This is a genomic window from Mucilaginibacter sp. (assembly GCF_041663085.1).
In the GTDB taxonomy this organism is placed as follows: domain Bacteria; phylum Bacteroidota; class Bacteroidia; order Sphingobacteriales; family Sphingobacteriaceae; genus Mucilaginibacter.
This window is the reverse complement of sequence record NZ_JBAZRC010000060.1, coordinates 1-25,910: the sequence shown is the minus strand read 5'-3', so window position 1 is coordinate 25,910 and position 25,910 is coordinate 1. Positions and strand designations below refer to the sequence as shown.

Sequence of the window (25,910 nt, the reverse complement as noted above, 5' to 3'; positions counted from 1 at the left end):
AAGGCAAATCGGCCTGGTGCAATAAGCGCGTGGCCAGGCCGTTATCGCGTTTTTGCAGTTGCTTTTCTATTTGCTCAGATAATTCGCCGGGGTATTCGTCCTTCAAATCAAGTTCGGCATCGCGGGTTATCTTGATACTGTAGCAGCCTTCAATGGTGGATGTTTTAAAAAGCTTATCCAGGTTAAAGCGGATAATATCATCCAAAAAACAAATGAACTGCTCGCCCTCGCACTTTGTACAGTAAAACCGCGGTAACTCGTCCGACGGGATGTTCAGTAACAGCAGCTTCTCTTCATCTGCATCGCGCAGCTGTATAATGAAGTACAGCTTATTGTTTTCGGGGAAGAAAGTGGTATCCTCATTCAAAACAACGGGCTGCAAAAAAGCAAGTACCTCTGCCAGGAAATAATCGGTGAGTTCTTTTTCTAAAGCAGGGGGCAGGTCGCCGTTGTAAAGCAGCGTTATTTTATTGGCCTTTAATTCGGGGATAAGTTCTTTTGTCAGGATCTCGCCGAAGCGCTTTTGTTGCTGTAAGACTGTTGTGGTGGCCTGCTGCAAAATGTTCTCCTGCTCATCGGCATCAATCTCATCGCTTTTTTTGCCGATGTTTTTTAATGCTTTGAGTACCGGGATGCGTACCCGGTAAAACTCATCAAGATTGGATGAGTAGATAGACAGGAACCTGATGCGTTCTATTAAAGGTACGGATACAGAGGCTGCTTCTTCCAGCACACGGCCATTAAAGCTCAGCCAGCTAATATCCCGGTTAAAATATATAGCGTTCAGCATAATTTATTTATGGCCTTTACTGTACAATGCCGAAGCAATAATAAATGCCAGCACAGCGGCAATAAGCCCAAACATAAATATGTTATAAGCAATGCGCAGCAAACGATATTTTTTACCCAGTACAACGCCCTGTGCGTACACATCCTTTATTAAACTGCCGTACAAAAACTCTTTGTCTTCCATCATTTTTACCATACCGTAGGTGTAATCCTCAAGCGGCATTTTATAAAAATTACCAAAGAACAGGAGGTTAACCCGGCGCTCGTCCACATCTGCCCGTTTAAAGATCCCGGTCGGAATAGAAGGGCGGGTAGCCAATATAGAAAATGTCATAGCCAGCAGGCTGATAGACAGCAGGATGAACGTTGGGATGGTTAAATATTCGTAATCGGTTAGTTTGCGTAACAACAAACTAATAACCGCCGATAGGATAATGGAGTTAACCGTTATCATAATATGAGCCTTATTATCGGCCATGTCGCTCAGGCGCTGGTGGTTGCTGCTGCTGATCCTGAACATGGTTTCGATACCTTTATCAGGGCGGTCGGCCTTCTTTTTTTTACCGTCCTTTTCCGGTTTTTCAGAATCGTCGTCAACGGTGGTTACTGCTGTTTCTTGCATTGTCTCGGTATGTTTTTCTTCCGCTTTATCTTCCGCCTTTTTTTCGGCAGCGGCTACTTTGTTTTTTAAGGTTTGGATATTGGCTTCTTTTCCGCTGTTTAAAAGCAACTGGCAGTAATCGGTATGATAGTGGTGCTCCTCTAAAAAGTGGATGCTTTTGCGGCGCCACTCCAGTTTGCTCAGGTCTTTATGGTACAGGGCGTTAATTTCTTTTAAAAGCTGTTTGTCCTTTTTAAAAAAGTCATCGGTACCTAAATGAAAAAGATCTGCATCACAAATTATCTTATCCAGCAGGGTAACTGGTTTTTGCGGCATTTGGGTAGCCAGGATAGAGCCTTTTATTGCATCAATATCTTCATCATTTGCATTGTGTTTTTGCAAAAAGTTTAGGGCCAGTACAGCGCTTTGGGCTTCGTGGTGTGCAATATCAACCATATAACCCAGGTCATGAAACCACGCAGCAGCTTGTACAATAAAAAAGTCGCGGTCATTAAGCTGGTAATGGTTGCCAATTTGCATGGCAGCGGCAACCATATCTTCGGTATGCCCCTTGTCGTGGTATATTAGCTTGTCATTAGCGTGCGTTTTATAATATGCCAATGCGTATTCCCTTATATGGCGAAGTAATTCGGGGTAATTCATGATGCGTATTTAGATAAGCAGATGTTAAGCCCAACACTTTTTTATTACCCGTGTTTGACCCTATCAACCGTAAAAATTATTTACTTTGGTATAAATATAAAAATTAATAATTAGCTGCACCTTATGAAGTTCGTATGCAATAAATACTTCTTGTTGTTTTTTGCTGTTATCCAGTTTATTACACCTGTGCAGTGTATAAAAGCTCAATCTCAAATTCAACAGTTTGATGACAGAGTGATGATCAATCTGGCAGAGAACCGTACCCCGGCCCAAACAGAGGTAGCCCTTTTTTTATCTCGTAATTACATGTATGGAGATATAGGTGTACCTGCCGCCCTGCTTGTAGGGGGCATTATCCGTAACGACAGGCAAATGCGCGAAAACTCGCTTTACGTAGCCAGCAGTACCGCTATTACTTACGGCCTTACCTTATTAATAAAGCACCTGGTTAAACGCCCGCGCCCATTTGTGCAAAATATTAATATAATACCCGTTTACCGGGCGGGGAGTACATCATTCCCTTCAGGGCATTCGTCTACCACTTTTTCAACGGCAACAGCATTATCAAGTGCGTACCCAAAATGGTATGTAATAGCGCCTGCATTTTTATGGGCGGGTGCTACAAGTTATTCGCGCATGTACCTTGGCGTACATTACCCAAGCGATGTTGCAGCAGGTATAGCTTTGGGCACCGGGACGGCTTTATTATTACAACCCATAAAACGCTGAACGCCATTTAAAAGTAAACTTAACTGACTCTTTTTACACAAGAGTCATAAACAATATATAAACCTACGATTAGGTTGATATAATATTTAAATTTGTGATGAATTTGATAGCGCTATAATAAAGCGCCTTTTAAACAGCTTATGAATCTTAAACCATTTGCAGATAGCCCTTTCCAGATACGCATCTCATTCCATATGTTGATACAGCGTTTAGAAGAGCAGGCTGCTTTGAAAAATGGACTGCAAGCTGCAATGGCACAGGAAATACTGGATGAAATTGAGCCTTACCCCGAATTAAGAGAAGGTATTACCGATACCGAAGTACTTATAAAACATGCTGGCATTATTAAACGCTTAACCGGGGATATCTTTCCCGAAGCACTTACTCTTAACGAGATCAAAGCTATATCGGTGCCTTTTCAGGATGTACTGTTTAACCAAACCCGGCGCCTGCAAAATATTATAGCCGCTGCCGGGTCGGTATTTGATATTAACATCAGGGATTTTACCGAGCACCAGGTATATGTGAGCAGTTGCTGTATTATTATGAACGAGTTTTATGGCACCGATTTTAATTTTTCGAGGCCCTGGTTCTATGATATACCCGATGCCAAAGGTGTGATAAAGCATTACCGTATTTTATATAATGCGGATTTTATGGATCTGATGCCAACACCCGGTGCACCCTTACTTACTGCGGAAGATATTGAACTGCTGCGCGATAATTATGATGACCTTAGCCTGTGGAAAAAATATTTCCCTAAGGATAGCTGGATACTAAAAGGGTTTGCCATATTAACCCTGTTTGATGCTACTGTTGAGAATGCGGTATCGGCATTAAAAGGAACTTTGCTTGGCGCTACATACGGCAATAATTTAGAAGGTAAATTTTTAGATGTTTTTCGCTCTATATATAAGCTTCCTAACCTGAATATAGGGTTTACATCGTTTAACGACGCCGAGAACACCTTTTCTATAGCCACATTTAACCCTAACCTTAAAAGTTACCTGTTGCCCGATCATGTGGAAGAAGAATGTTTCGATACGCTTTGTACACGATCATTAAGCAAATTGGTTCAGGAAAAAACTTATTTCGCTATATCAGACGTAGCCAAATATTTGCAGGCCGAACCTGATAATGTAATGGCACAGCGCTTTTTAGAACAGGGTATAAAAAGTATGATACTGGCACCCGTTGTAAAGAACGGCCATTTGCTGGGCATTATTGAGCTGGTATCAAACAACGTAGGCGAACTGAACAGTATTAATGCAAACCAATTGGAAAACGTATTACCCTATATTACCGATACCATTGATAAGCAGTACAGTAACATCCAAAACCAGATACAGGCTATTATTCAAAACGAATACACAACCATACACCCAAGCGTTTACTGGAAGTTTAAAAAAGAGGCGATAAAATTCCTCCAGTATCGCGGGTTAAAGAAAGATTATGCTTTAAAAGAGGTAACCTTTCATGATGTATTCCCGCTTTACGGGCAAATTGATATAAAAGGTTCATCAGATACACGGAATAAGAGTGTGCAACTCGATTTGCAGGAACAATTAACAGCACTTATACCCATTATTGAACAATTACACCTCAGTAATAAGGACAGTGATGCCGAACAGCATGTACGTAACCTGCAGGAGTATGTAATGGATGTACAAAGCGCGTTGCGGGCCGATACCGAGCAGCAGATCCAAAACTATTTAGAACTGCATATCCATCCACTATTAAAAGAAACGGATGATTTGCCGGTAAAAACCAAAACCGCTATAGAAAAATATCTTACACAGGCCGGTAAAGAGGGCGATTTTCATCAAAACCGCCGTAAGTATGAAACCACGGTTGCCATGATCAACGAAAAAATGGCCCTGCTGCTTGATAGGGCACAGGTCCAGGCGCAGGAGGTGTTCCCTCATTATTATGAGCGTTTCAAAACTGATGGAATAGAACATAACCTGTATATAGGTGCAAATATAGCCCCGGCAAAAAACTTTGATATATCTTATTTACATAACCTGCGCCTTTGGCAGTTACAGGTGTTGTGCGAGATGGAGCTTGAACACCATTACCTGAAGCCATACCTGCCATACCCGCTTGATGTTACCTCGCTGATATTGGCGTTTAGCCTGCCTATGTCTATCCGCTTTAGGATGGATGAGAAAAGGTTTGATGTAGATGGTACGTATAACGCCCGGTTCGAGATCGTAAAAAAACGAATTGATAAAGCCGTTATTAAAAACACTACCGAGCGTTTAACCGCCATTGGTAAACTAACCATAGTGTATTCCAACCACGATGAAGAGGTAGAATACAAAAACTATATCCGTTTCCTGCAAACCCAAAAAATGCTTGAAGACGAGATTGAAATGCTTGACGTAGAAGACTTACAGGGGGTGTCGGGCTTAAAGGCCCTGCGCGTGCGCATTCGTTATAATACCAGTTTGCCGGTACGTAAATTCTTTACCTATACCGAAATGCAGCAGCAGGCAAAAACCATAGCGTTATAACTTAAGTTTTTGGTTAATAAGTTAACGGGTATTAACTAAACCGCAGCCGGGTGAGGATGCCGTATTAACCTTTTCCGGGCCGGTTTTTTCTTTTTAATGCGGTTTAACCACAGCATTACGCCAGTAACCGGAAAGATGCACGCCAGCAGGCAAATAATAAAACTGATTATCTTGGTGGGCAGCCCATAAACTGAGCCGGTGTGTACGGGTTTTATGTATGAGCGCACCCGCTGCCCCAGGCTTTTATCGGCAAATAACCCGGAGACTATAATTTTACCGCTGTATTGGTCAATTATGTAGCTGTCAGAAGCGTTCTCTGTTTTGCCCTGTTCTAAAATGTTGATGCTATACGTTCCTGCAGAATCGCGGGGGGCGCGGATATTATAAAACTCGGCGGTTGTTATTTTATCGCTGATGCCTGCCAGCGCCTGCTCAAACGTTAAAGGTTGTAACCCGGCCTCGTATTTTGATTCGGGGGCTTTTGCTTCTTCTTTTTGCTGTTTGGAACCTGTTATGGCATATAACGCATTGTTAGCCCATTTAAACGACATAACCAACCCGGTTAATACAATTACGATGAGGAACAGCGAGGTATAAAAGCCTGTAACAATATGCAGGTCGTGTGTTAGGCGTTTGCCGCTGCCGTCAAACTTTATTTTAAGGCGCTGGCGCATAATATTCCTGGTTTTTGGCCACCACAAAATTACCCCTGTAATTAATATGAACAGAAACAGCAGGGTAGAGATGCCTACTGCCATATCGCCAACGCTATCTTTACCAGCCAATAAAAAGCGGTGCAGCATTTCTACCGTAAATAAAAAAGATTGCCTTTTGCTGTACTGGCCTAAAAGCTCGCCGGTGTAAGGGTTTACAAATAGGGTAGTATTGGCACGGGCGTTTTCTTTCGGCTTTTTGTCTTTAAGGTTTTGGCTGTTTTTGCCTTTTTCGGCAGGTGTTTCTTTTTTGTCTTTGTCTTTATCTTCTTTTTTCTTTTTCTCGGGTATTATGGCGCCAATTTCAACCGAGCGTTCCGCATCATGATATACCATTACCGATGCCAGCTTTGCTTTGGGTAACTGCTTTAAAGCATCTTTAACCAATTGCTGTAATGGTAGCCTTTGGCCCTTTGCCGTTACATAATAACGTTCGGGATGAAGCTTGTGGTTTATTTCTTTTTCAAAAACCAGTATAGTGCCTGTAATGCATGAGCATAGTATTACTATGCCAGCGGCAAGGCTTAAATAGAGGTGAATGTTGCGGAAGAATATTTTCATGCGTTTTAATGATAAAACCGGGCTTGCCAAACAAGCCCGGTTTATTTTTTGAGTATAGCGTATTAAAGCTTGTAGCTTAAGGTGGTTAAAAACTGCCTTGGCGGTATAGGGTTCACACTATAGTTTTCGTGCACGTTCCAGTTAAGTACGTTGCCTATGTTTGAGACTTTACCAATGATAGATAGCTTTTTATAGGTATAACCTAATGATGCATCTACAGTGGTGAACTTAGGTACAGGTACTAACCGTGATGCAGGTTGTGGTTGGCCGACAGCAGGATACACATTATTAAAGCCGGCGTTTCGGGTGCCCAGGTAATAAGCAGATACCCCAACTTTAAAGCCTTTAAGGCTGCCATCATAAAAATTATAGAAGGCACTTGCATTGGCTGTATGTTTTGGCACATTTAGTAATGGGTCGCCGGCTACGTTGCTGCCCGGTGTGCCTGGCGTTTTTGCAAAACGCGCGTTGGTATAGCTGTACCCCGCTAACAAGTCAAGCCCTTTAATAGGGTGGCCGGCAATATCAAGCTCAACACCATCGCTTTTTGTTTGGCCTACCAGCGCCTTTATATTAGTATTGGTATTAGGTGTTACACCATCGGGGCCAAAAGGGGCTGTTTGCGCAAGGTTGTTGTTAATGATACGGTAAGCGGTAACGTTTACAGACAGGTTGCCATTCAGGAAATCATTTTTTACGCCTGCTTCAAACTGGTCAATTATTGAGGGATCGAGCGGGTTGTTGTTAACATCGGTACCTGTATTCACAACAAACGAGTTTGAGTAGCTGGCAAATAAAGCGGTGTTGGCAAGCGGTTTGTAAACAATACCCACCCGTGGCGAAAATGCCTTATCTTCTTTACCTTTTGCCTGTGCAGTTAAAGCAGGGCTATAGTAATTGGTAACGGTAGTAGGCGATATGTATTGGTATGACCAGCGTATGCCCGCAAGCACCTTTACTTTTTCTGATAAGCTGATCAGATCATTAAAGTACGCACCAAAACGATTGGTTGGGGTAAGCACATTGTAAAATGGGTTCATGTTAGGCTTATCTGTGCGTTGCGTGTATTTGTCCAGGTCAAATATGTTGATGGTATCATATATACCCGATTGCAATGCGCCGTTTTGATCAAGGTAACTTGAAGCACCGCCTACAGTAGCCACGTAAGTATAGTTGGTATTGCGGTACCAGTCGGCATCAACGCCTGCTAAAATATTATGTTTAATAGCGCCGGTGTTAAACTCTCCGTTAATGTTAAACTGGCCTGTAAAATAATCCTCAAGTGTTTTAGTGCGGTTAAGGTTACGTTTCCAGTCGCCAACGGCATCGGGCTGTATGCGTTCTGTAGTTTGGTACTGGCGGTCAAAATGCTGGTAAGAGAAACCTCCGCTCAGTTTCCACAGGTTATTTATCTGGTGGTTAATGGTAGCTGTAGCAGTAGTTTGCTTTGTATTACCGGTTGACCATAATGCGCCTAAGTACCTGTTGCGCGGAACATTGGCTATTATGTTATTAACCTGCCCGGTACCAAAATCGGGCGTGAAGTCATAATTCAGGTAATCGCCTTCAACAATAATGTTTGTTTTATCGCTTATCTTATAAAGTAACGATGGGTTAATATAAAACCTTTCAGATTTTACGTTGTCGCGGTAGCTGTTTGCTTTTTCATAGGTGCCATTTAAGCGGTAGGCTAATTTGGATGATATAGGGCCGTAAACATCAAACGCAGGTTTATACAGGTCATAGCTGCCATAGGTCATAGATACCTGGCCCCCCTGCTCAAACTTAGGTTTTTTAGTAACCAGGTTTAATATACCACCTGGTGCAACGTTACCATAAAGCATGGCTGCGCTTCCCTTTAAAATTTCAACACGTTCTAATGAACTTATCTCTGGCATTACGCCCGAATTAACCCTAAAGCCGTTTTTGAACATGTTGGTACTTGAAAAATTGTAGCCACGTGCAGCAAAAGTTTCCTGCGTATTGCCGCGGGCGCTGTATAGGTAAACGCCATTTACATTTTTAATAACATCACTAAGGCGCAGGGATTGCTGCTGATCAAGCACATCACGGCCAATAACCGACACACTTTGCGGCAGGTCGATAGGGGCAACGCTCATTTTGCCAATGCTTAGGTTTTTGCGGTTGATGGTTTTGGTAGATGATATTACAACCTCATTTAAGGCGGTAGAAGTTTCTGAAAGTACAAATTCAATGTTAACAGTTTGGCCTTCGGCAACGGTTACCGTTTTTTCTTCACTTTTTGTGCCTGTATACGATGCTTTTATAGTGTAAGTACCGGGCTTTACGCTGTTGATGGTAAAAGCCCCATTATCGTTAGTTATAGTTCCTTTGCTTGTACCTACTATCCCAATGTTTACAAATGCTGCGGGTTTACCGTCGCTTGTTTTTACATGCCCGGTAATTTTGCCATTTTTAATATCATCATCATTGGCTTTTACAGCAGTTGTGAAAAATAGCGTAAGCAATAGCGAAAAAAACAGTTTGGTAAGGTTAAGGATATGTTTCGACATTTTATTTAGATTAATTCCAATTAAGCGCAAAAATAGATAGATGATCTATAATTCCAAACTTTATTTAGAATAAGTTTAAATAAGCTTAATTTCAATTAATTATGAGTCTATTATTGGGGGTAACACAACAGTCTTAAAATTTTGAATCCTGGTGCGAATGGTATGAATGGGGCTTACAGTAACAAAATGCCCCGTTTATCTATGCCGTTATTTTGTGCCGGTTAATCTTGTCGGCGCATCCGGAGTTTTTACAAATAGCTTTGCGTAATACCCGGGTAAAGCTTAAACTTTAGTTTGCGTGGCTAAAAACAATGTTTAAACTTATTGAGTTTACATTGTTTTAGCCGTAATAATGAATTTTAAATGAACCACACTTCTACCCGTTTAAGCAACAATGATTTACTGGATATTTTGTTTCTGTCAGAAAACGCCACGGCTATATATACCGGCGAAGATGTGATCATTGAAAACGCAAACGAAGCTATGCTGCAGTTTTGGGGCAAGAATAAAAGCATCATTGGTATGCCGCTTGAAGAAGCTGTGCCCGTGTTAAAAGGCCAGCCATTTATAGCCATGCTGCAAAACGTATGGCGTACAGGCAATACGGTAGAAGGTATTGATGCACCAGCAGAATTAGATATAGACGGAGAAATAAGAACATCTTACTTCGATTTTTTATACAGGGCTATTTTAAACCCCGATGGTACTACCCGCTGCATTTTACATACCGCTACAGATGTTACCGATAGGTTTTTAAGCCAGAAACGCATTGCCGAGATGAACGAGCAGGTTGCATCCATCAATAAAGAATTATCTGACGCTAACCGGCAATTAACCATATCGAATCATGATCTGGCCGAATCGCAGGAAACGCTGATACAACTGAACAATAATCTAACAGAAAGCGAAACACAATTGCAGTTTGCTATTGATGCCGCCAGCCTGGGTACCTGGGACCTTGACCCCAAAACAAATAAATTTTCGGGTAACGACAGGCTGAAATCGTGGTTTGGCCTAAGGCCCGAACAGGAAATACCACTATCAAGCGCTACAGATGTAATTTTAGAAACCGACAGAATGAGGGTGATTGCCGCCATACAACAGGCCATGCAATACACATCGGGCGGAGGTTACGATATTGAATATACTATTGTTAACCCCGAAAACCCTATGCCGCGCGTTGTTAAGGCTAAAGGTAAAGCGCTTTTTAATATTGATAACCAGGCGATTAGATTTAGCGGTACGTTGCAGGATATTACCGAAGAGCGCCGCGCAAGTGAAGCATTGATAGAAATGAATCAGCGTTTGGAGATAGCGCTGGATGCTGGTAACCTTGGCTCATATGAGCTTGACCTGGAAACCGGCAAGATGGTGACTACCGATCAGTATAAGCTTAATTTGGGCTGGCCTTTAAGTAAGCCCCTAAGCCTTGCTGATGTAACAGAGATCATTAAACCCGAATACCGTAAGCATGTTGATAAACAACGGAAAAATGCGATAGACCATAACACGGTTTATAATGCCGAATATGAGATAGTACTACCCGATGGTACCGAACGCTGGATTAGCGCTGCCGCAAAGCCACGCTACAACAAAGAGGGTAGGGCCACCAGAATGGTAGGTGTTACCTATGATATTACCGAAAGCAAAACAAACGAGCGCCGTAAGGACGATTTTATAACCATTGCCAGCCACGAACTTAAAACGCCCATTACTTCGCTCAAATCATCCTTGCAATTGCTCAATCGCATGAAAGATGCGCCATCGCCCACAATGCTGCCCAAACTAATAGAACAAAGCAATCGCAGCATGGAAAAAATTAGCACTTTAATTGAAGACTTGCTTAACGTAAGCCGTATGAACGAGGGGCAGCTTCATCTCAGCAAATCAAAATTTACTATTGCAGATATGCTTAACCAGTGCTGTAACCATGTTAGGGTTGCCGGCAAGCACGATCTTATTTTTCAGGGAGATACAGGTTTGCAGGTTTTTGCGGATGAACATAGGATAGACCAGGTAGTGATAAACCTGGTGAACAACGCGGTGAAGTACGCGCCAAACTCGCGCGAGATCTACCTTATTGTTGAGAAGGAAGGCAATATGGCCAAAATATCTGTAAAAGATAACGGCCCCGGTATAACACCCGATAAGCTGCCGCATTTATTTACCCGTTACTACCGGGCAGATTATTCGGGCATCCAGTACTCGGGCCTGGGCCTGGGTTTATATATCAGTTCGGAAATTGTACGCAAACATGGTGGAAAAATTGGCGCAATAAGCGAACTGGGCAAAGGCAGCACATTTTGGTTTACCCTGCCATTATAAATATAGTGACTGGAATGATTGAAATGCAGATTTGAAACTGATTGTTTAAACTTATATTTTTAGGCCCGTTATTAAAACATTATCATATTAAAAGAGTATTAATAATTTTTAATTAAATAAACCCATTAATCACCTTAATGAGCAACTATCCAAGTCACTTTAGCAGCGATTTGTTACTGACAATATTATCACAGGCAAAAACCGCTACCGCTATTCACAGCACGGATGATATGATCATCGAAACAGCCAATGACGCTATGATTGCTGTGTGGGGAAAAGATAAAAGCGTAATAGGTAAACCCATTGAAGAAGCCCTGCCCGAATTGAAGGGACAGCCATTTTTAGGTTTACTGCAAAGTGTACTGCACACCGGCCAAACCATTGCAGGCACCGATACCATGGCCGAGTTAATGGTTGATGGTGAACTAAAACCCTTTTATTTTGATTTTGAATACCGCGCTATAAAAAATGATGCAGGTGAGGTGATATGCGTGTTACATACTGCTACCGATGTTACAGCGCGATATTTAAGCCGGCGCCGCGAAATAGAGCTGGAATCTGAATTACAGGCCGCTAATGAAGAGCTTGCGGCAACCAACGAGGAACTGGCAGCGGCAAACGAAGAGCTGGCAGCAGCAAATGAAGAGATGAGCTCATCGAATGAGGAACTGGCCTCGACCCTGGAAGAGTTAACCGTAACCAACGAGGAACTGGCCGAATCGCAGGAGATACTGCAAACACTAAACTACAACCTTGCCGAAAGCGAAGCGCGTTTTAGGGCTGTGGTAACACAGGCCCCGGTAGGTGTTTGTATCATCAGGGCGCATGATCTGATGATACAGGATGTGAACGATGCGTACCTTAAAGTTGTTGGCAAGGAGCGCGCCGCTATGCACAACCGTACCATTTGGCAGGCTGTACCCGAAGCCGCCGCGGCATACGCGCCAATAATGAATAAAGTGATCAACACTGGGGTATCATTTTCTGCAACAGAGCATGAACTTCAGTTGGTGCGTAATGGCGTAATACAATCTGTTTTTGTGAACTTTGTGTACGAGCCTGTAAGGTTTGACGATAACAGTGTAAAAGCTATTATGGTTGTAGCCGTAGATGTTACCGAACAGGTTGAGGCCCGCAGGCAAATAGAAGCCGCAGAAGAAATGCTGCGTTTGGCTATAGATTCGGCAAATATGGGCACCTGGATGGTAGACCTTGCAACCGATAAGCTAACCATTTCTGAACAGGCCGAAAAAATACATGGTGTTGCACACGGTGCAGCCATGACATTTACAGCTGCGTTAAATTTAATAGCGCCAGAGCATGTAGAGAAAGTGGGCAATGCCATTGAACAGGCCATAAAAACCAAAAACAGCTTTGAGACAGAATATATTATAAACCCACTGGATGGTTCAAAGCCGCGATGGTTAAAGGCTACCGGTAAAGCATATTACGATGATCAGGATAAGCCGGTAAGCGTATCAGGCACTATGATAGATATTACCGAAAGCAAGGCCTATGATCAGCAAAAAGATGATTTTATAAGTATAGCCAGCCATGAGTTAAAAACGCCCGTAACAAGTTTAAAGGCAGCATTACAGTTGCTGGATAGGATGAAGGCCAACCCATCGCCTCAGGTATTGCCAAAACTGATAGAGCAGAGCAACCGCAGCATGGATAAGATAAGCACCCTGATAGAAGACCTGCTTAACCTGAGCCGGATGAACGAAGGGCAGCTGAAGCTGGATAAAACAAAGTTTACCATTGCGGATATGCTAAACCAGTGCTGCAACCATGTAAGGGTGGCTGGTAAACACGAACTAATTTTGCAGGGCGATGAACAACTGGAGGTAATGGCTGATGAACACCGTGTAGACCAGGTTATAGTTAATATGGTAAACAACGCTGTTAAGTATGCGCCAAATTCAAAACAGATATTTTTTAATGTAGAAAAGATAGATAATATGGCAAGGATATCTGTAAGGGATACCGGTCCGGGCATTGCCCCCGATAAATTGGCCCACCTTTTTGAACGTTATTATCGTACCGATGCATCAGGCTATCAAAATTCGGGTTTAGGGCTGGGTTTATATATCAGTGCCGAGATCATACGCAAGCATGGCGGCGAAATAGGGGTTGACAGCGAATTAGGAAAAGGCAGTACTTTTTGGTTTACCCTGCCATTATAAATTTTGATCTTGATGAATTGTGATCCTGAGTTTGTTGAAGTATTTGCGAGGTTACCAATGTTTTGGCCGGTTCACGTAACAGCTTTAATATTTGGCAGCACAAAGCAATTTTAGGCTGGTTACACATTAACACCTTTTAAAACCAAAATTGATTTTCCACCGTAATTTAAATATCATTTTATAATTAAATAAACTGTATATTTAATTTGTTAATTTAAAGTATTGAATTCCCCTTTTCCGATCCCCGTTAACGAAAAAGAGCGTTTAGAAGCGCTTGAATCTTATCATATTTTAGATACACTGCCCGAAGTAGATTTTGAGGAGCTAACCTTACTTGCTTCACAAATTTGCCAAACCCCCGTAGCATTAATAAGCCTGTTAGACGATAAGCGCCAATGGTTTAAATCTATTATTGGCGCCGATGTTAGGGAAACCCCAAAAGAACATGCTTTTTGCGCGCATACTATTGTAGCTACAGAAGATATCATGATTGTTAGCGATGCACGTGAGGATGCAAGGTTTGCTGCAAACCCATTGGTTACGGGCAACCCCAATATTGTGTTTTATGCGGGTGTGCCACTTATTAACCAGGATGGTTATGCGTTAGGATCGTTATGTGTTTTAGATACAGAACCCAAACAGCTAACTACTGAGCAGGTAAAATCCCTTAAAATACTGGCCCGGCAGGTTTTAACGCAGATAGAGTTGCGTAAAAAAGTAACCGAGCTGGAAGCATCCAATACCAAACTACTGGAAACAAACACATTTATACAGAAATTTGCCATAACTGCGGCCCACGATATTAAAAACCCGTTAAGCAGCATACTGCTTACATCGCAGGCGCTGCAAATGCGGCTAACCAATACCGGTGACCAAAAAAGCCGTAGCCTAGTGGGGTTAACCATCAGCGCCTCTAAGCGCTTGCTTACACTGGTTGATGAGATGCTTAATTACTCTAACGAACCCGCCTTGTTACTTTCAGATCAGCGCTGTTTGCAGTTGAACAAGTTGCTTAAAAGCGTAGTGGAATTGATTGATGTGCCACACAGTGTTAAAGTTAATTTTCCGAAGGTTGAGCATACACTCACCTGCTCGTCGGTAGCGTTAGAGCAGATATTTCTGAACCTGCTTACCAATGCAGTGCGTTATAACGACAAGCAGGAGGGTATGGTTAATATCCAATTCAGGGAAGAAGGCAGCTACTATAAGTTTAAAATATCAGACAACGGCATGGGTATCGCCGAAAAAGATCTGCATAAGATATTTGAGAAAGCGGTTACTTTAAACGCATTAGACCGATTTAATAAAAAGGGTAACGGCATAGGTTTACACACCGTAAAGCTCCTGGTTGAGAAATTACAGGGTTCTATCCACGCCGAATCAAATATTGGCGAGGGAACCGTGTTTATATTCTCTGTAAAAAAGAACATACAATTGCCTGCCGAAGGTGCTACTGCCGCTTAATATCAGCAATTACGTTATCCAATTGCCTGTTAAAATCTTCGGGCTTTTCTATCATCGGGAAATGGCCCGTATCATGCACTATAAATAATTTATAAGGGATCCTCTTTTTTACCAGCCCGGCGGTATCATTGGGCACATAATCACTATTGATGAGGTAAAGTTTCTTTTTAAGTCTCAGCAGTTCGTTGCTTTCGCTAAAGTTACTATCCCATGCCAGGGCGGCAATAGCAATGGTAGAATCAGCGTGGGCCACATCGTTTAAAATTCTATCCCTGATGCTTTTAGGCGTAGTTTTATAAAACAATTGTTTATTAAACCAATCAAAGGCTACGGCTTTAAAATTCTTCTTCATGGCGCCTATGGCTTCTTCATACTCCTTCTTGTCCTTAACGCTATCCTTAGAGGCTATACCAACCGATTTAAAGTTATCTACCCCAACCAGTGCCAATACGTTTTCGGGTGCGTCAACAGCCCCTTGTAAAATAATGTCGCCCGCCATAGAGTGGCCAACCAGTATTACATTCTTCAGCTTCAACTGGGCAACCACGTTTTTAATATCCTGCCCATACGCCGCAGTGCTCCAATCCTTACGGTTCTTACCCGATTTGCCAAAGCCGGGCAGGTCTATAGTAACCACCCTGTATCTTTTGCCGAAATAGGCCACCTGTTTTTCCCAGTAGGTTTTATTGATGCACCAGCCATGTACAAATAGGAGGGTGGTATCGCCGGTGCCTGTATCGGTATAATCTATCCGCACATTGTTGCTTGCCACGTTTGTGGTGATGGCCTTATCATCATTTACAGCATTGGTGTTTTTTGGCTGCGGGTTATTGCAGGCAAACACAGTCAGGCACAAACCAAAAGCCGCAGTATAGTGAAATAGTTTCATGAGATGTGGTGATCTAAGTTTTACAATATTACTGCTTTATGTAATGCAGGCATAGCCATTAGAGACGATTTAACTAATTTTAACGGGTTTAATCCCACACTATATACCAGGTTCCTTCATCATTTTTGGCATAGCTAAGGCCATCGCTCATCTGGTGAACATCGCGGCCTTCTTTGTCGTTGTAGTAATTTTTACGTTCGTATATACGTATGCCGCCGTTTTCGCGCTGCAAAAATACTAATAAAGCGTTCATCGACGGGCCTATCTCATGCAGCCACTGGCTTTCACTTTCTTTTACAAATGCCGAACTCATAACTTTAATATTTAGGTACTTATAACATTTTCCGTGCCGAAAAACACGTGCTTTCATAAACAGGTTAACACATTTAAATTTGTTCATTGTTATTTACATGATGGAACAATTAAGCTTTTTTGATAATGCACAGGGCCTTAAACTCCCAACTGAATTAATGGATTACCTGCCCAATACTTTTACCCGCCAGGAAAGTGCAGACCTGATGCAGAAGCTAAAAGCAACCATACAGTGGAAACAAGAGACCATCCAGATGTATGGTAAGCTGCTAAACACGCCCCGCCTTACTGCCTGGTATGGCGAAAACAGCAAGACCTACGCCTTTAGCGGCAAAAAATACGACCCGTACCCATGGACGCCGGAGTTGCTGTTCATTAAACAACGCGTTGAACAAGCCGCCGGAATGGCGTTTAACAGCGTTCTGCTGAACGATTACCGTAATGGCAATGATTCTGTAGCCTGGCATGCCGATGATGAGCCAGAGCTTGGTATAAACCCCGTAATAGCCTCGGTAAGCTTTGGGCAGGTCCGGCGCTTTGATGTAAGGCACAAACAAGATCATAAACAGAAGTACTCGGTAGAGCTGGAGAATGGTTCGCTGCTTATCATGAAAGGCGACCTGCAGCACCATTGGGAACACCAGGTGCCCAAATCAACCAAAGCCTTAAACGAACGGATAAATTTAACTTTTAGGGTGATAAGTTGAGTTAACTTTAAAGAAAATATATTTAATAATCAAATTATTATGTTGTTTATATGAATATTTTGTTTACATAAAGACAACGGGAATAAATTAAAATAAAATGTTAATTTTGTTGATACCATCATCTTAAAAACCTGATATGAAGAAATTAGTCCTGCTGGCAATTTGCCTTGGCTTTAGTGCCATTACCTTTGCACAAAGCACCATTAAACCTGCTGATGCAGGTGTTACCTACGGCAAAGAGGTTACTGCCGATAACGCTTTAAACACCGAAGCCCTAAGCAAAACCCTGAGTACCGATAGCGTTTACAATGGTAAAATTACCGGTACCGTAGTTGAGGTTTGCAAAAAGAAAGGTTGTTTCATGAAGATCTCGCAAGCCAATGGCGCCCCAATTATGGTGCAGTTTACCGATTACGCTTACTTTATGCCGCAAAATATTGTTGGCAAAACAGTAGTGGTAGAAGGTAAAGCCAAAGTAAAGGAAACATCAGTTGAGCGTTTGAAACACTACGCCGCCGATGCCGGTAAAAGCAAAGAAGAGATAGCCGCCATAAACACGCCTAAGAAAGATATTTCTATTATGGCAGATGGTGTTTTAGTGGTTAAATAAACATATTCTTCACCTGTCATTTCGAACGAACGTAGTGAGGAGAAATCTTATACATCATGCTTGTTTATGATATGCATGGTGCATGGCGTATAAGATTTCTCCTCGTACCTCGTACCTCGTTCGAAATGACATCGTTTAAAATATTCAAAAGCCTGTAACCTTACAGGCTTTTTTTGTTGGAAGTTATAAGCTATAATTCCTAATTTCAATAAATAGTATCTACCTAATACATCCTGAGTATCCATGAGCAATTCATTGTTAAAGAACTTTAAAAGCGGCGCTGTACTATCCTTTGGCGAATTGCTGTTAAGGATAGCACCCGATGCAGGTGGCAACTGGTTAAATGATAACACGCTCCCAACCTACATAGGCGGTGCCGAGCTAAACGTAGCAACCGCTCTTGCCCTTTGGGATGTGCCATCCCGGTACATTACCGCATTGCCAAATAACGGATTATCAGAGCAGATCATCGCCTATCTCAATAAAAAGAACATCAATACATCTTCGGTATTTTACCATGGCGATAGGATAGGCCTCTACTTCCTTACCAAGGGGAAAGATCTGAAACATGATGCTTTGATCTATGATCGCGCCAATTCAGCTTTTGCAGGTTTAAAGGCTGGTATGATAGATTGGGATAAAGTACTTGATGGAGTTAGCTGGTTCCATTTCAGTGCTATCTGCCCGGCCATCAGTCAGCAGGTGGCCGATGTATGTTTAGAGGCCCTTGAGGCGGCATCTGCAAAGGGTATCACCATATCTGTTGATCTGAATTATCGCTCTAAATTATGGCAGTATGGCAAACAACCACAGGATGTTATGCCTGCATTGGTTAAGTACTGTGATGTGATAATGGGCAATATCTGGGCGGCCGAAAAAATGCTGGGGATAGAGGTATTCGGCGACATTCATGAGTCGGGCCAAAAGAGCATTTACCTGAAAGAAGCGCTATCATCATCAGAACGAATTATCGGGCAATTTCCCAAATGCAAAGCCGTAGCCAATACCTTTAGGTTTGATGAGGCTGATGATATAAAATACTACACCGCATTGTTTATTGACGGAACTTTTAATACCTCGCACGAATATTGTACTACAACAATTGTAGATAAGGTAGGCACCGGCGATTGTTTTATGGCCGGTCTTATTTACGGCTTTTATAACAACCAGCCGGCGCAGCAAACGTTAGATTTTGCAACGGCGGCTGCGTTCACCAAATTGTTTATAGCAAGCGATGCCACAACAAATAGCGTTGAAGAAATTATTGGAGCAATAAAGTATGAATAAGAAAAATAAAGTTGTTGATGCCATTTTATCGCAGGGGATGCTGCCATTGTTTTTTTATGAAGATGCAGAGGTAAGCCTGGAGGTGATCCGTAGTATGTATAATGCCGGGGTTAGGGTGTTAGAATATACCAATAGGGGGCCGGAAGCGCTGAGGAATTTCTATAGCATAAAACAAAGCGCAGAGAAGGATATGCCTGAGCTGTACTTAGGTATTGGTACTATTAAAACCGGACTGGAAGCAGAAGCCTTTGTAGATGCCGGTGCCGATTTTATTGTATCGCCCATTATCGACAGTGAGGTAGCCCTGGTAACCAATAACTATGATATGCTTTGGATCCCCGGTTGTATGACGCCTACCGAGATCCATATCGCGCAGCAGTATAACGCTAAACTGATCAAGATCTTCCCGGCAAACATTCTTGGTCCGGCCTTTATATCGTCCATTAGGGAGCTTTTCCCGGGGCAGTTATTTATACCAACCGGCGGTGTTGAGGTAGAGGCAGCCAATATAGCCGAATGGTTTCGATCAGGTGTTTGTGCAGTAGGTATGGGTAGTAAACTGATAAGCCGTAATGTGTTGGATAAAAGGCTCTATCATCAGTTATATAATGATACACTTAAAGCGCTTGAACTTGTTCAATTAAGCAAATAGTTCTATTGATGTCCCCGCAGGGGCTATCGCAAAGCACCCGGTAGTATAAAATTAACTCTGTGTTCTTTGTGGTTTTCTCTTTGTGTTCTCTGTGGTAAAAATGAAATAATTACTTTTACACCCACATGGAACAAAAATCAAAAGACCCGCTGCACGGTAAAACATTAGAAGCCATCCTGAATGCTTTGGTTGCACACCTGGGCTGGGCCGAGATGGGGTACCGTATCCGTATCAATTGCTTTTTGGATACTCCCAGCATTAACTCCAGCCTAAAGTTTCTCCGCAAAACCCCATGGGCGCGTAAAAAGGTAGAAGATCTGTATATCGAGTTTTATAAAGAAATAGAGAAGTAAATCGGATAGGCGAGGGCTTGTGCGATTCCCTCCCAACGGGAGGGTGCAGGGAGGGGTTCTTAACACGAGGCGTTTAACCCCTCCCCGCCACTACACAGGCAGCCGCACCCCTCCCAAGGGAGGGAATTGAAAAAACACTACCCGTGCTTTTTCTTCATGTTCATTTTTGCTTTGGTGCCCGAACTATAGTTGTACGTTTTTGAGTTCTCGGGTTTCTTTTCGTGGAAAGCTTCGCCCGGTACGTATTGGTTCGGATCGGCCTTAACGGGTTTCTTAGCCTTTTCCTTATCAGCCTCTTTTTGCTTGCGGTCTTTCTCTAAAACCAGATCCTCAGGCAATTCAGCTTTTTGCATTTTTTGCCCGGTTGTTTGCTCAATACGGCGCACCTGGTCAAGCTCAAGATCGGTAGCAAAGGTTAAAGCTAAAGTTTCATCCTCCGCATCAACGGTATGGTTTTCAATATGTTTGATGTAAACGGCTTTGTCGGCCGGCAGGTCAAGATGAATGATGAAAGGGATCTCCGTTAGGTCAAGCTCCGTTTCCTCAGTCCCTTCGTTAGCGATGATGAGCACACGCAGGCTGCTATCCGCTTTAAATTCGCTGATATCATTTACCTTGTTATACTCGAACGATAGCGGGTTTATCATGGCAACCGCTTTACGCAGGCGGTTGGTCAGGTTTTTATAAATGGTTTCGGCGGTAAGGCGGGTATTGGCAAAAACAACCGTTTTGGTGAACATCTCCTCATCGTACAGGAAAAGATTAAGCAGGTTTAGCTTGGTGCCAAAATTGGGTACGTGGTACAACATCTGCGGGTGAACGGGTAATTGCTCTTCAGGCAGTTCCTCTACCTCCACGGTTGCCGGTAGCTGCATAAAAGGCGCTATCATCTTTTCAAGCCGCTCGTGCATTACCTCGGTAAATATTAAATGCTGGGCGCGACCAATACTGTTAGCCAGTTCAACCACAGGTAATTGCAGGCCTTTCTTAATGATAAGCTGCGCATCATCCACAGCAAAAAAATCAACCTTATTCAGGTTAAGCCCAAGTTTCAGGTAAATAGCGCGCGCCCTGTCGGGGGTAGCCACCACTATGTCTGATCCTTCGGCAAGGTCATCCATATTCTGCTCGGTTGTTTGGCCGGGGTGCAGGCTAACAATGCGGATGGTTTTATTGCGGTTCAGCCTGTCGAACTGCGCTAGTATCTCAAATACCTTTTCCTGGTCGGGGGCTAATATCAGCGCCTTTGGCGTACCATCGGCGCTATGTTTAAAACGGTTAAGGGTAGCCAAAACCAAAACGGTAGTTTTACCGCAGCCTTCGGGGCCAATGGCAATAACATCCTGCCCGCCAATAATGCGGTTAAGTGTTTTTAGCTGTATTTCCTTAGGGTTGGTAAACCCTGCTTCAGTAACTGCTTTTATTAATTGCTTATTCAGCTTAAATTTCTCTGCCCACGCCATTTCAAAAATATAAAGAATGCAAAGATACCAAAACCATCCCGCTTTTAAGATTATCGGATGATTATCCGCAATCTGGCATAGCTGATCTTTTCTAATCGTGGCTATGCCATGCTGGTTATTTTACTCACCCGGTCATTGCTTCGCTCGACCACCCTCTCTTCGCTGCGCGGAAAAAGGGTCAATCAACTCTTCACCCTTTGCGAAACAGAGAGGGTCGCGCACGAAGTGTCGCGGGGTGAGTAAATTTAAAAAGCAGCAAGGATGATGCATCTCCACATTACGAAATTTCAATAGTCCTGACCGTAAAACCAGCATTATGAAGCTTGTGGCTTGGTATTGTAAACAGATATTTACTACTTTTAGCTGTTAAACCTACAATTATGAAAAAGCTTTTCCTGCTGTCGGGGGTGTTTTGCATCCTGGCTTCATCCGCGTATGCGCAACAAAAGTTTAATGGACTGGATGCCAATATGGGCAACATCTACCGCACATCAGATGCGGTGAGCCGCTCCATCAGCCCCGAAAACTTTACCGGCGAAAAGGGCAAAGGCGGTATGGCCACAACGGGTACCGGTGCAGGAGCGTCGCGCGATCTGGGCCAGACCTGGAAGGTTAGCCCAAGCGTTATCATCAAAAAACATACAACCTTTACAGTTGCCGAAATTGACGGCGAAGGTGCTATACAACACATTTGGATGACGCCAACCGGTAACTGGCGCAACTCCATTATCCGCTTTTACTGGGATGATGAGGCCACGCCATCTGTTGAAGCGCCCGTTGGCGATTTCTTTTGTATGGGCTGGGGTAAATACGCACCCGTAACCTCGCTGGCGGTGGTGGTAAACCCGGGGAGTGCTTTTAACTGTTACTGGCCGATGCCGTTCCGCAAAAAGTGCCGCATCACCATGGAAAATATAGATAATGAAGATATGGTGCTGTACTACCAGGTTGATTATACGCTGACCAAAGTACCCGAGGATGCAGGTTATTTCCACGCGCAGTTCCGCAGGATAAACCCGCTGCCCTATAAAAAGGATTACGTTTTGGTGGATAGCATAAAAGGCAAGGGCCAGTATGTGGGTACTTACCTGGCTTATGGCTCAAACAAAAACGGCTGGTGGGGCGAAGGCGAGATCAAGTTTTTTATGGACGGTGATACCAAATTCCCAACCATTATAGGCACCGGTACTGAAGATTATTTTTGCGGATCGTACAATTTTGAAACACGTAAAAAGAATGCCGACGGCAGTGAAACCCGCGCATACACCGAATTTAGCGGCCCCTACACCGGCCTGCCGCAGGTAATACGTGGTGATGGCTTATATAATGTTGCCCAGCGCTTTGGGATGTACCGCTGGCATATAACCGACCCGATACGCTTTGAGAAAAACCTAAAGGTAACCATACAGGCTTTGGGCTGGCGCAGCGGCGGCAGGTATATGCCCCTGCAGGATGATATTGCATCGGTAGTATTTTGGTACCAGACAGGCCAGCACGGCCCGTTCCCCAAGCTACCATCAAAAGATGAACTGGAGGTGAACTGATATTTATGAAATTATGCGAAATGGGAAACTAGATGTTGCCGGAACGTCGAATAGCATTAATTTACCGGGAATTTAACTAAAGGGCATACAAGCTGCGCTTAAATAATTTATCTTGAGCCGACCAATTTTTAAGAGAATTTAAACCTGTATAAATGTCAAAAGACAAAAGTTTTGCTGCCGTAGCGCTTATTACCTCCCTGTTTTTTATCTGGGGATTTGCACTTAACCTTAACCCGATACTTATCCCGCACCTTAAAAAGGCCTGCCAGTTAACAGATTTTCAATCATCACTGATAGATTCGGCCTCATACATCGCTTACTTTTTGCTGCCCATCCCCGCGGCACAGTTCATGAAAAAATATGGCTATAAAGGCGGTATTATTTTAGGCTTGCTGCTTTTTTCGGCAGGGGCTATGCTGTTTTACCCGGCTGCCGCGGTACGTAATTATGCTTTCTTTTTGGGGGCACTATTTGTGGTTTTCTCAGGTATGGCATTTTTAGAAACAGCAGCAAACCCGCTGATCACCTTAATTGGCGACCCAAAGAGCGCTACCCAGCGTATAAACTTTGCACAATCATTCAACGGTATGGCAGCGGCATTTGCGCCCTATATAGGCGGCACTTTTATTTTATCGGGCACGGTTTTAACAGATGCCCAAGAAAAGGCTATGTCGCCCGAAAAACTCAATGCTTATTTAAATCACGAAGCTTCATCAGTACAGCTACCATTTGTTATTATAAGCATAGCTGTATTATTGGTTGCCATATTTGTGTGGCGTACGGCATTCCCGGTTATCAAGGAAGAATCTCCCGAAATGCGGGAAATTGAAAATAAGCCATTATTTGGCCGCATTGCAGCTTTAACAAAAAATAAGCACCTGATGTCGGGCGTGGTGGCCGAGTTTTTTTATGTAGGCGGGCAGGCATGTGTAACCAGCTTTTTTATACGCTATAGCGAGCACGTGGCTGGTTTTGGTGAACACCACGCGGCTAAATTATTAAGTATAGCATTGTTGTTATTTATGTTTGGCAGGCTATCGGGCACAGCTTTAATGACGGTAATCAATCCTGTTAAACTTTTGGTTACTTATGCTATCATCAACATTGGGCTTATTGCAGCAGCCGTAACTTTACATGGCGAGGTTGTTGTTTATATATTGATGGCCGTATTATTCTTCATGTCTATTATGTTCCCAACCATATTTTCGTTAACTATAAAAGACCTGGGGCCACAAACCAAGCTGGGTTCATCATTGGTAATTATGGGCATTGTAGGTGGCGCTATATTGCCGCCGGTAATGGGCCGTATCTCTGATGTATCAAACATACAGGTTGCTTATATTGTACCGGGCGTTTGTTTTGTTGCGATACTTTGGTTTGCGCTGAAGAACCTCAGGGTTAAGCATGTGGAAATAGTGGCAGGGCATTAATGAAATAACCACTTGCCATTTCGAACGAGGTACGAGGAGAAATCTTGTTCATTATGAAAGTTTGCTATGCTGATCGAACAAGATTTCTCTTTATCGTTCGAAATGACATTTTTTTATGAAAAACAACTATGGATCTCAATTTAAAGAATAAAATAATTATAGTAACAGGCGGGGCGAAAGGCATAGGGGAGGGTATTGTTAGGGCCCTTGCCGCAGAAGGCGCTATGCCTATAATTATTGGCCGAAGCGAAGAGGATAATAAACAGGTTGTTGCCGATATAACCGCCAGCGGCGGCCAGGCAGGTCAGGTTGTTGCCGAGCTTACCCGGCCCGAGGAATGTGAGCAAGCCGTAAAAGCTATAGCCAAACAATACGGCCGCATTGATGGCCTGGTGAACAACGCCGGCGTTAATGACGGTGTTAGCCTTGAAGATGGCAATTATGCAGATTTTATGGCATCGTTGCATAAAAGTATGGTGCATTATTACCTGATAGCACACCATGCTTTGCCACTGTTAAAAGAATCAAAAGGGGCCATACTCAACATCACCTCAAAAACCGCTGATACCGGGCAGGGTAATACATCGGGCTATGCGGCCTCAAACGGGGCCCGCAACGCGCTTACGCGTGAATGGGCTGTTGAACTGTTGAAGTATGGTATCCGTGTAAATGCCGTAGTGGTAGCTGAATGCTGGACCCCGCTTTATGAGAACTGGATAAACACTTTGCCAGACCCTGTTGCAAAACGTAAAGAAATAGAAGCTACCATACCACTCGGCAAGCGCATGACTACCACAGAGGAAATTGCCAATACGGTGGTTTTCCTGTTGTCAGATCGTTCCAGCCATACCACCGGGCAAATTATTTATGTTGATGGCGGGTATGTGCATTTGGATAGGGCATTGGCTAACGCGTAGATAGTTATACTCTCCAATAGGGCATTGTAGCTTTGTCGTTTTCCCCCACGCGCGTCAATTGCTTTGTTGTCACGCTTTTCGCAATAAGGGCTTGGGGAGAATTTTGTCAAAGACGTGATACTTCGCGTCTCCTTGCTGTCGCCAAATACCCCCAAAAACCTTGTCCCATTTCGTTCCATTTACGGAACAAACGGAACAAAGTTAATATCAATAATGATCTGAAAATCAATAGGTTAATGTATAATGCTAAAATGTTTGTTTCCGCTTTCCAATATCCGGAAAAGGGCGTTCTAAGGCCGAAAAAAGACGAATTAAAAGTGTTTTTATATCGTGTTTTGCCCGGTGTTTTTTTGGTCCATTTTTGCAAAAGTGGAACAAAAGCTTATTTTTATAATTGATTTATAATAAGGTTTTAAACCAAAATTATGAAGTAATGCTTTATATAGAGCGCTAAAATTAAAATTGCAATACCTTCACTATCAATATGTTCCATTTGTCCCGGTTGTTCCGTTTACAATGGGACGGAACATGCTGACTTGTCCTGAAATAGGTTGACAAAAAAGTACCAAATGAAAAAGACAATTAATAAGTCATCGATCATCCGGGAGTATTTTAAAGGAGGGTCTGGTTTTCGTACCTTATGTATCAAATATGGCTACGGATCA

General features: G+C 43.1%; 19 protein-coding genes and 1 pseudogene. 13 read left to right on the top strand and 7 right to left on the bottom strand.

What is annotated here, in order from left to right; genetic code table 11:
• Both WC615_RS12685 and WC615_RS12680 read right to left on the bottom strand, forming a co-directional pair.
• Positions 1 to 790: pseudogene (locus tag WC615_RS12685) on the bottom strand (polyphosphate kinase 1); the annotation flags it as partial.
• 3 nt (positions 791 to 793) lie between these two features.
• Positions 794 to 2,053, bottom strand: a complete 1,260-nt coding sequence (locus tag WC615_RS12680; protein ID WP_372978463.1) for a Pycsar system effector family protein — start codon at positions 2,051 to 2,053, stop codon at positions 794 to 796.
• 123 nt (positions 2,054 to 2,176) lie between these two features.
• On the opposite strand from WC615_RS12680, the gene WC615_RS12675 reads away from it, so the two are divergent.
• Both WC615_RS12675 and WC615_RS12670 read left to right on the top strand, forming a co-directional pair.
• Positions 2,177 to 2,782 (top strand): phosphatase PAP2 family protein, encoded by a 606-nt coding sequence (locus WC615_RS12675; protein WP_372978462.1) that lies wholly within the window; start codon positions 2,177 to 2,179, stop codon positions 2,780 to 2,782.
• Positions 2,783 to 2,922: 140 nt separating this feature from the next.
• The gene (locus tag WC615_RS12670) at positions 2,923 to 5,298 is read left to right on the top strand and encodes a GAF domain-containing protein (protein ID WP_372978461.1); all 2,376 of its coding nucleotides are present in this window, start codon (positions 2,923 to 2,925) and stop codon (positions 5,296 to 5,298) included.
• A 35-nt stretch (positions 5,299 to 5,333) separates the two neighbouring features.
• Here WC615_RS12670 and WC615_RS12665 read toward each other — a convergent pair whose 3' ends face one another.
• Together WC615_RS12665 and WC615_RS12660 are read right to left on the bottom strand one after the other, a co-directional pair.
• Entirely contained in the window at positions 5,334 to 6,572 is a 1,239-nt protein-coding gene (locus WC615_RS12665; protein ID WP_372978460.1) for a PepSY-associated TM helix domain-containing protein, read from the bottom strand.
• Positions 6,573 to 6,634: 62 nt separating this feature from the next.
• The gene (locus WC615_RS12660; protein WP_372978459.1) at positions 6,635 to 9,106 is read right to left on the bottom strand and encodes a TonB-dependent siderophore receptor; all 2,472 of its coding nucleotides are present in this window, start codon (positions 9,104 to 9,106) and stop codon (positions 6,635 to 6,637) included.
• A gap of 363 nt (positions 9,107 to 9,469) precedes the next feature.
• Here WC615_RS12660 and WC615_RS12655 point away from each other — a divergent pair, with 363 nt between their 5' ends.
• The 3 genes from WC615_RS12655 (at position 9,470) to WC615_RS12645 (ending at position 15,081) form a co-directional block, all read left to right on the top strand.
• A complete protein-coding gene (locus tag WC615_RS12655; protein WP_372978458.1) occupies positions 9,470 to 11,431 on the top strand; it encodes an ATP-binding protein in 1,962 nt (653 codons plus the stop codon).
• Between the two features lie 137 nt (positions 11,432 to 11,568).
• A complete protein-coding gene (locus WC615_RS12650) occupies positions 11,569 to 13,617 on the top strand; it encodes an ATP-binding protein (protein WP_372978457.1) in 2,049 nt (682 codons plus the stop codon).
• A 222-nt stretch (positions 13,618 to 13,839) separates the two neighbouring features.
• Positions 13,840 to 15,081, top strand: coding sequence for an ATP-binding protein (locus WC615_RS12645; RefSeq protein WP_372978456.1), 1,242 nt, complete (start codon positions 13,840 to 13,842; stop codon positions 15,079 to 15,081).
• Here WC615_RS12645 and WC615_RS12640 read toward each other — a convergent pair.
• The gene (locus WC615_RS12640) at positions 15,068 to 15,970 is read right to left on the bottom strand and encodes an alpha/beta fold hydrolase (RefSeq protein WP_372978455.1); all 903 of its coding nucleotides are present in this window, start codon (positions 15,968 to 15,970) and stop codon (positions 15,068 to 15,070) included. The genes WC615_RS12645 and WC615_RS12640 overlap by 14 nt on opposite strands.
• An 88-nt stretch (positions 15,971 to 16,058) precedes the next feature.
• On the bottom strand, positions 16,059 to 16,283 hold the full coding sequence (locus tag WC615_RS12635; RefSeq protein ID WP_372978454.1) for a hypothetical protein: 225 nt from the start codon (positions 16,281 to 16,283) through the stop codon (positions 16,059 to 16,061).
• Between the two features lie 97 nt (positions 16,284 to 16,380).
• Between WC615_RS12635 and WC615_RS12630 the strand changes: the two genes are divergently transcribed.
• The 5 genes from WC615_RS12630 to WC615_RS12610 all read left to right on the top strand — a co-directional run bounded on the left by WC615_RS12630 (position 16,381) and on the right by WC615_RS12610 (position 19,891).
• Positions 16,381 to 16,989 carry an alpha-ketoglutarate-dependent dioxygenase AlkB gene (locus tag WC615_RS12630; RefSeq protein WP_372978453.1) on the top strand — a complete coding sequence of 203 codons (609 nt, stop codon included), beginning with the start codon at positions 16,381 to 16,383 and terminating at the stop codon, positions 16,987 to 16,989.
• A gap of 136 nt (positions 16,990 to 17,125) precedes the next feature.
• Positions 17,126 to 17,599 carry a DUF4920 domain-containing protein gene (locus WC615_RS12625; RefSeq protein ID WP_372978452.1) on the top strand — a complete coding sequence of 158 codons (474 nt, stop codon included), beginning with the start codon at positions 17,126 to 17,128 and terminating at the stop codon, positions 17,597 to 17,599.
• A gap of 243 nt (positions 17,600 to 17,842) precedes the next feature.
• Positions 17,843 to 18,886, top strand: coding sequence for a PfkB family carbohydrate kinase (locus WC615_RS12620; protein WP_372978451.1), 1,044 nt, complete (start codon positions 17,843 to 17,845; stop codon positions 18,884 to 18,886).
• On the top strand, positions 18,879 to 19,538 hold the full coding sequence (locus WC615_RS12615; RefSeq protein WP_372978450.1) for a bifunctional 4-hydroxy-2-oxoglutarate aldolase/2-dehydro-3-deoxy-phosphogluconate aldolase: 660 nt from the start codon (positions 18,879 to 18,881) through the stop codon (positions 19,536 to 19,538). The genes WC615_RS12620 and WC615_RS12615 overlap by 8 nt, the downstream gene beginning before the upstream one ends.
• A gap of 125 nt (positions 19,539 to 19,663) precedes the next feature.
• Entirely contained in the window at positions 19,664 to 19,891 is a 228-nt protein-coding gene (locus tag WC615_RS12610; RefSeq protein ID WP_372978449.1) for a VF530 family DNA-binding protein, read from the top strand.
• Positions 19,892 to 20,028: 137 nt separating this feature from the next.
• Here the strand turns inward: WC615_RS12610 and WC615_RS12605 are convergent, their stop codons facing one another.
• Positions 20,029 to 21,354 (bottom strand): DEAD/DEAH box helicase, encoded by a 1,326-nt coding sequence (locus WC615_RS12605; protein WP_372978448.1) that lies wholly within the window; start codon positions 21,352 to 21,354, stop codon positions 20,029 to 20,031.
• Between the two features lie 380 nt (positions 21,355 to 21,734).
• Between WC615_RS12605 and WC615_RS12600 the strand changes: the two genes are divergently transcribed.
• The 3 genes from WC615_RS12600 to WC615_RS12590 all read left to right on the top strand — a co-directional run bounded on the left by WC615_RS12600 (position 21,735) and on the right by WC615_RS12590 (position 25,245).
• Complete coding sequence (locus WC615_RS12600; protein WP_372978447.1) at positions 21,735 to 22,898, top strand: glycoside hydrolase family 172 protein; 1,164 nt, start codon at positions 21,735 to 21,737, stop codon at positions 22,896 to 22,898.
• Between the two features lie 152 nt (positions 22,899 to 23,050).
• Positions 23,051 to 24,328 (top strand): L-fucose:H+ symporter permease, encoded by a 1,278-nt coding sequence (gene fucP / locus WC615_RS12595; protein WP_372978446.1) that lies wholly within the window; start codon positions 23,051 to 23,053, stop codon positions 24,326 to 24,328.
• A 128-nt stretch (positions 24,329 to 24,456) separates the two neighbouring features.
• Positions 24,457 to 25,245, top strand: a complete 789-nt coding sequence (locus WC615_RS12590; protein WP_372978445.1) for an SDR family oxidoreductase — start codon at positions 24,457 to 24,459, stop codon at positions 25,243 to 25,245.
• Positions 25,246 to 25,910 lie beyond the last annotated feature (665 nt).

Bases quoted from the DNA above. Each gene is read 5' to 3' on its own strand.
- WC615_RS12625 (WP_372978452.1), top strand. From the start codon at position 17,126: ATGAAGAAATTAGTCCTGCTGGCAATTTGCCTTGGCTTTAGTGCCATT.
- WC615_RS12605 (WP_372978448.1), bottom strand. From the start codon at position 21,354: ATGGCGTGGGCAGAGAAATTTAAGCTGAATAAGCAATTAATAAAAGCA.
- WC615_RS12610 (WP_372978449.1), top strand. From the start codon at position 19,664: ATGGAACAAAAATCAAAAGACCCGCTGCACGGTAAAACATTAGAAGCC.
- WC615_RS12655 (WP_372978458.1), top strand. From the start codon at position 9,470: ATGAACCACACTTCTACCCGTTTAAGCAACAATGATTTACTGGATATT.
- WC615_RS12650 (WP_372978457.1), top strand. From the start codon at position 11,569: ATGAGCAACTATCCAAGTCACTTTAGCAGCGATTTGTTACTGACAATA.
- fucP (WP_372978446.1), top strand. From the start codon at position 23,051: ATGTCAAAAGACAAAAGTTTTGCTGCCGTAGCGCTTATTACCTCCCTG.
- WC615_RS12615 (WP_372978450.1), top strand. From the start codon at position 18,879: ATGAATAAGAAAAATAAAGTTGTTGATGCCATTTTATCGCAGGGGATG.
- WC615_RS12620 (WP_372978451.1), top strand. From the start codon at position 17,843: ATGAGCAATTCATTGTTAAAGAACTTTAAAAGCGGCGCTGTACTATCC.
- WC615_RS12660 (WP_372978459.1), bottom strand. From the start codon at position 9,106: ATGTCGAAACATATCCTTAACCTTACCAAACTGTTTTTTTCGCTATTG.
- WC615_RS12675 (WP_372978462.1), top strand. From the start codon at position 2,177: ATGAAGTTCGTATGCAATAAATACTTCTTGTTGTTTTTTGCTGTTATC.
- WC615_RS12630 (WP_372978453.1), top strand. From the start codon at position 16,381: ATGATGGAACAATTAAGCTTTTTTGATAATGCACAGGGCCTTAAACTC.
- WC615_RS12635 (WP_372978454.1), bottom strand. From the start codon at position 16,283: ATGAGTTCGGCATTTGTAAAAGAAAGTGAAAGCCAGTGGCTGCATGAG.
- WC615_RS12680 (WP_372978463.1), bottom strand. From the start codon at position 2,053: ATGAATTACCCCGAATTACTTCGCCATATAAGGGAATACGCATTGGCA.
- WC615_RS12640 (WP_372978455.1), bottom strand. From the start codon at position 15,970: ATGAAACTATTTCACTATACTGCGGCTTTTGGTTTGTGCCTGACTGTG.
- WC615_RS12665 (WP_372978460.1), bottom strand. From the start codon at position 6,572: ATGAAAATATTCTTCCGCAACATTCACCTCTATTTAAGCCTTGCCGCT.
- WC615_RS12670 (WP_372978461.1), top strand. From the start codon at position 2,923: ATGAATCTTAAACCATTTGCAGATAGCCCTTTCCAGATACGCATCTCA.
- WC615_RS12590 (WP_372978445.1), top strand. From the start codon at position 24,457: ATGGATCTCAATTTAAAGAATAAAATAATTATAGTAACAGGCGGGGCG.
- WC615_RS12600 (WP_372978447.1), top strand. From the start codon at position 21,735: ATGAAAAAGCTTTTCCTGCTGTCGGGGGTGTTTTGCATCCTGGCTTCA.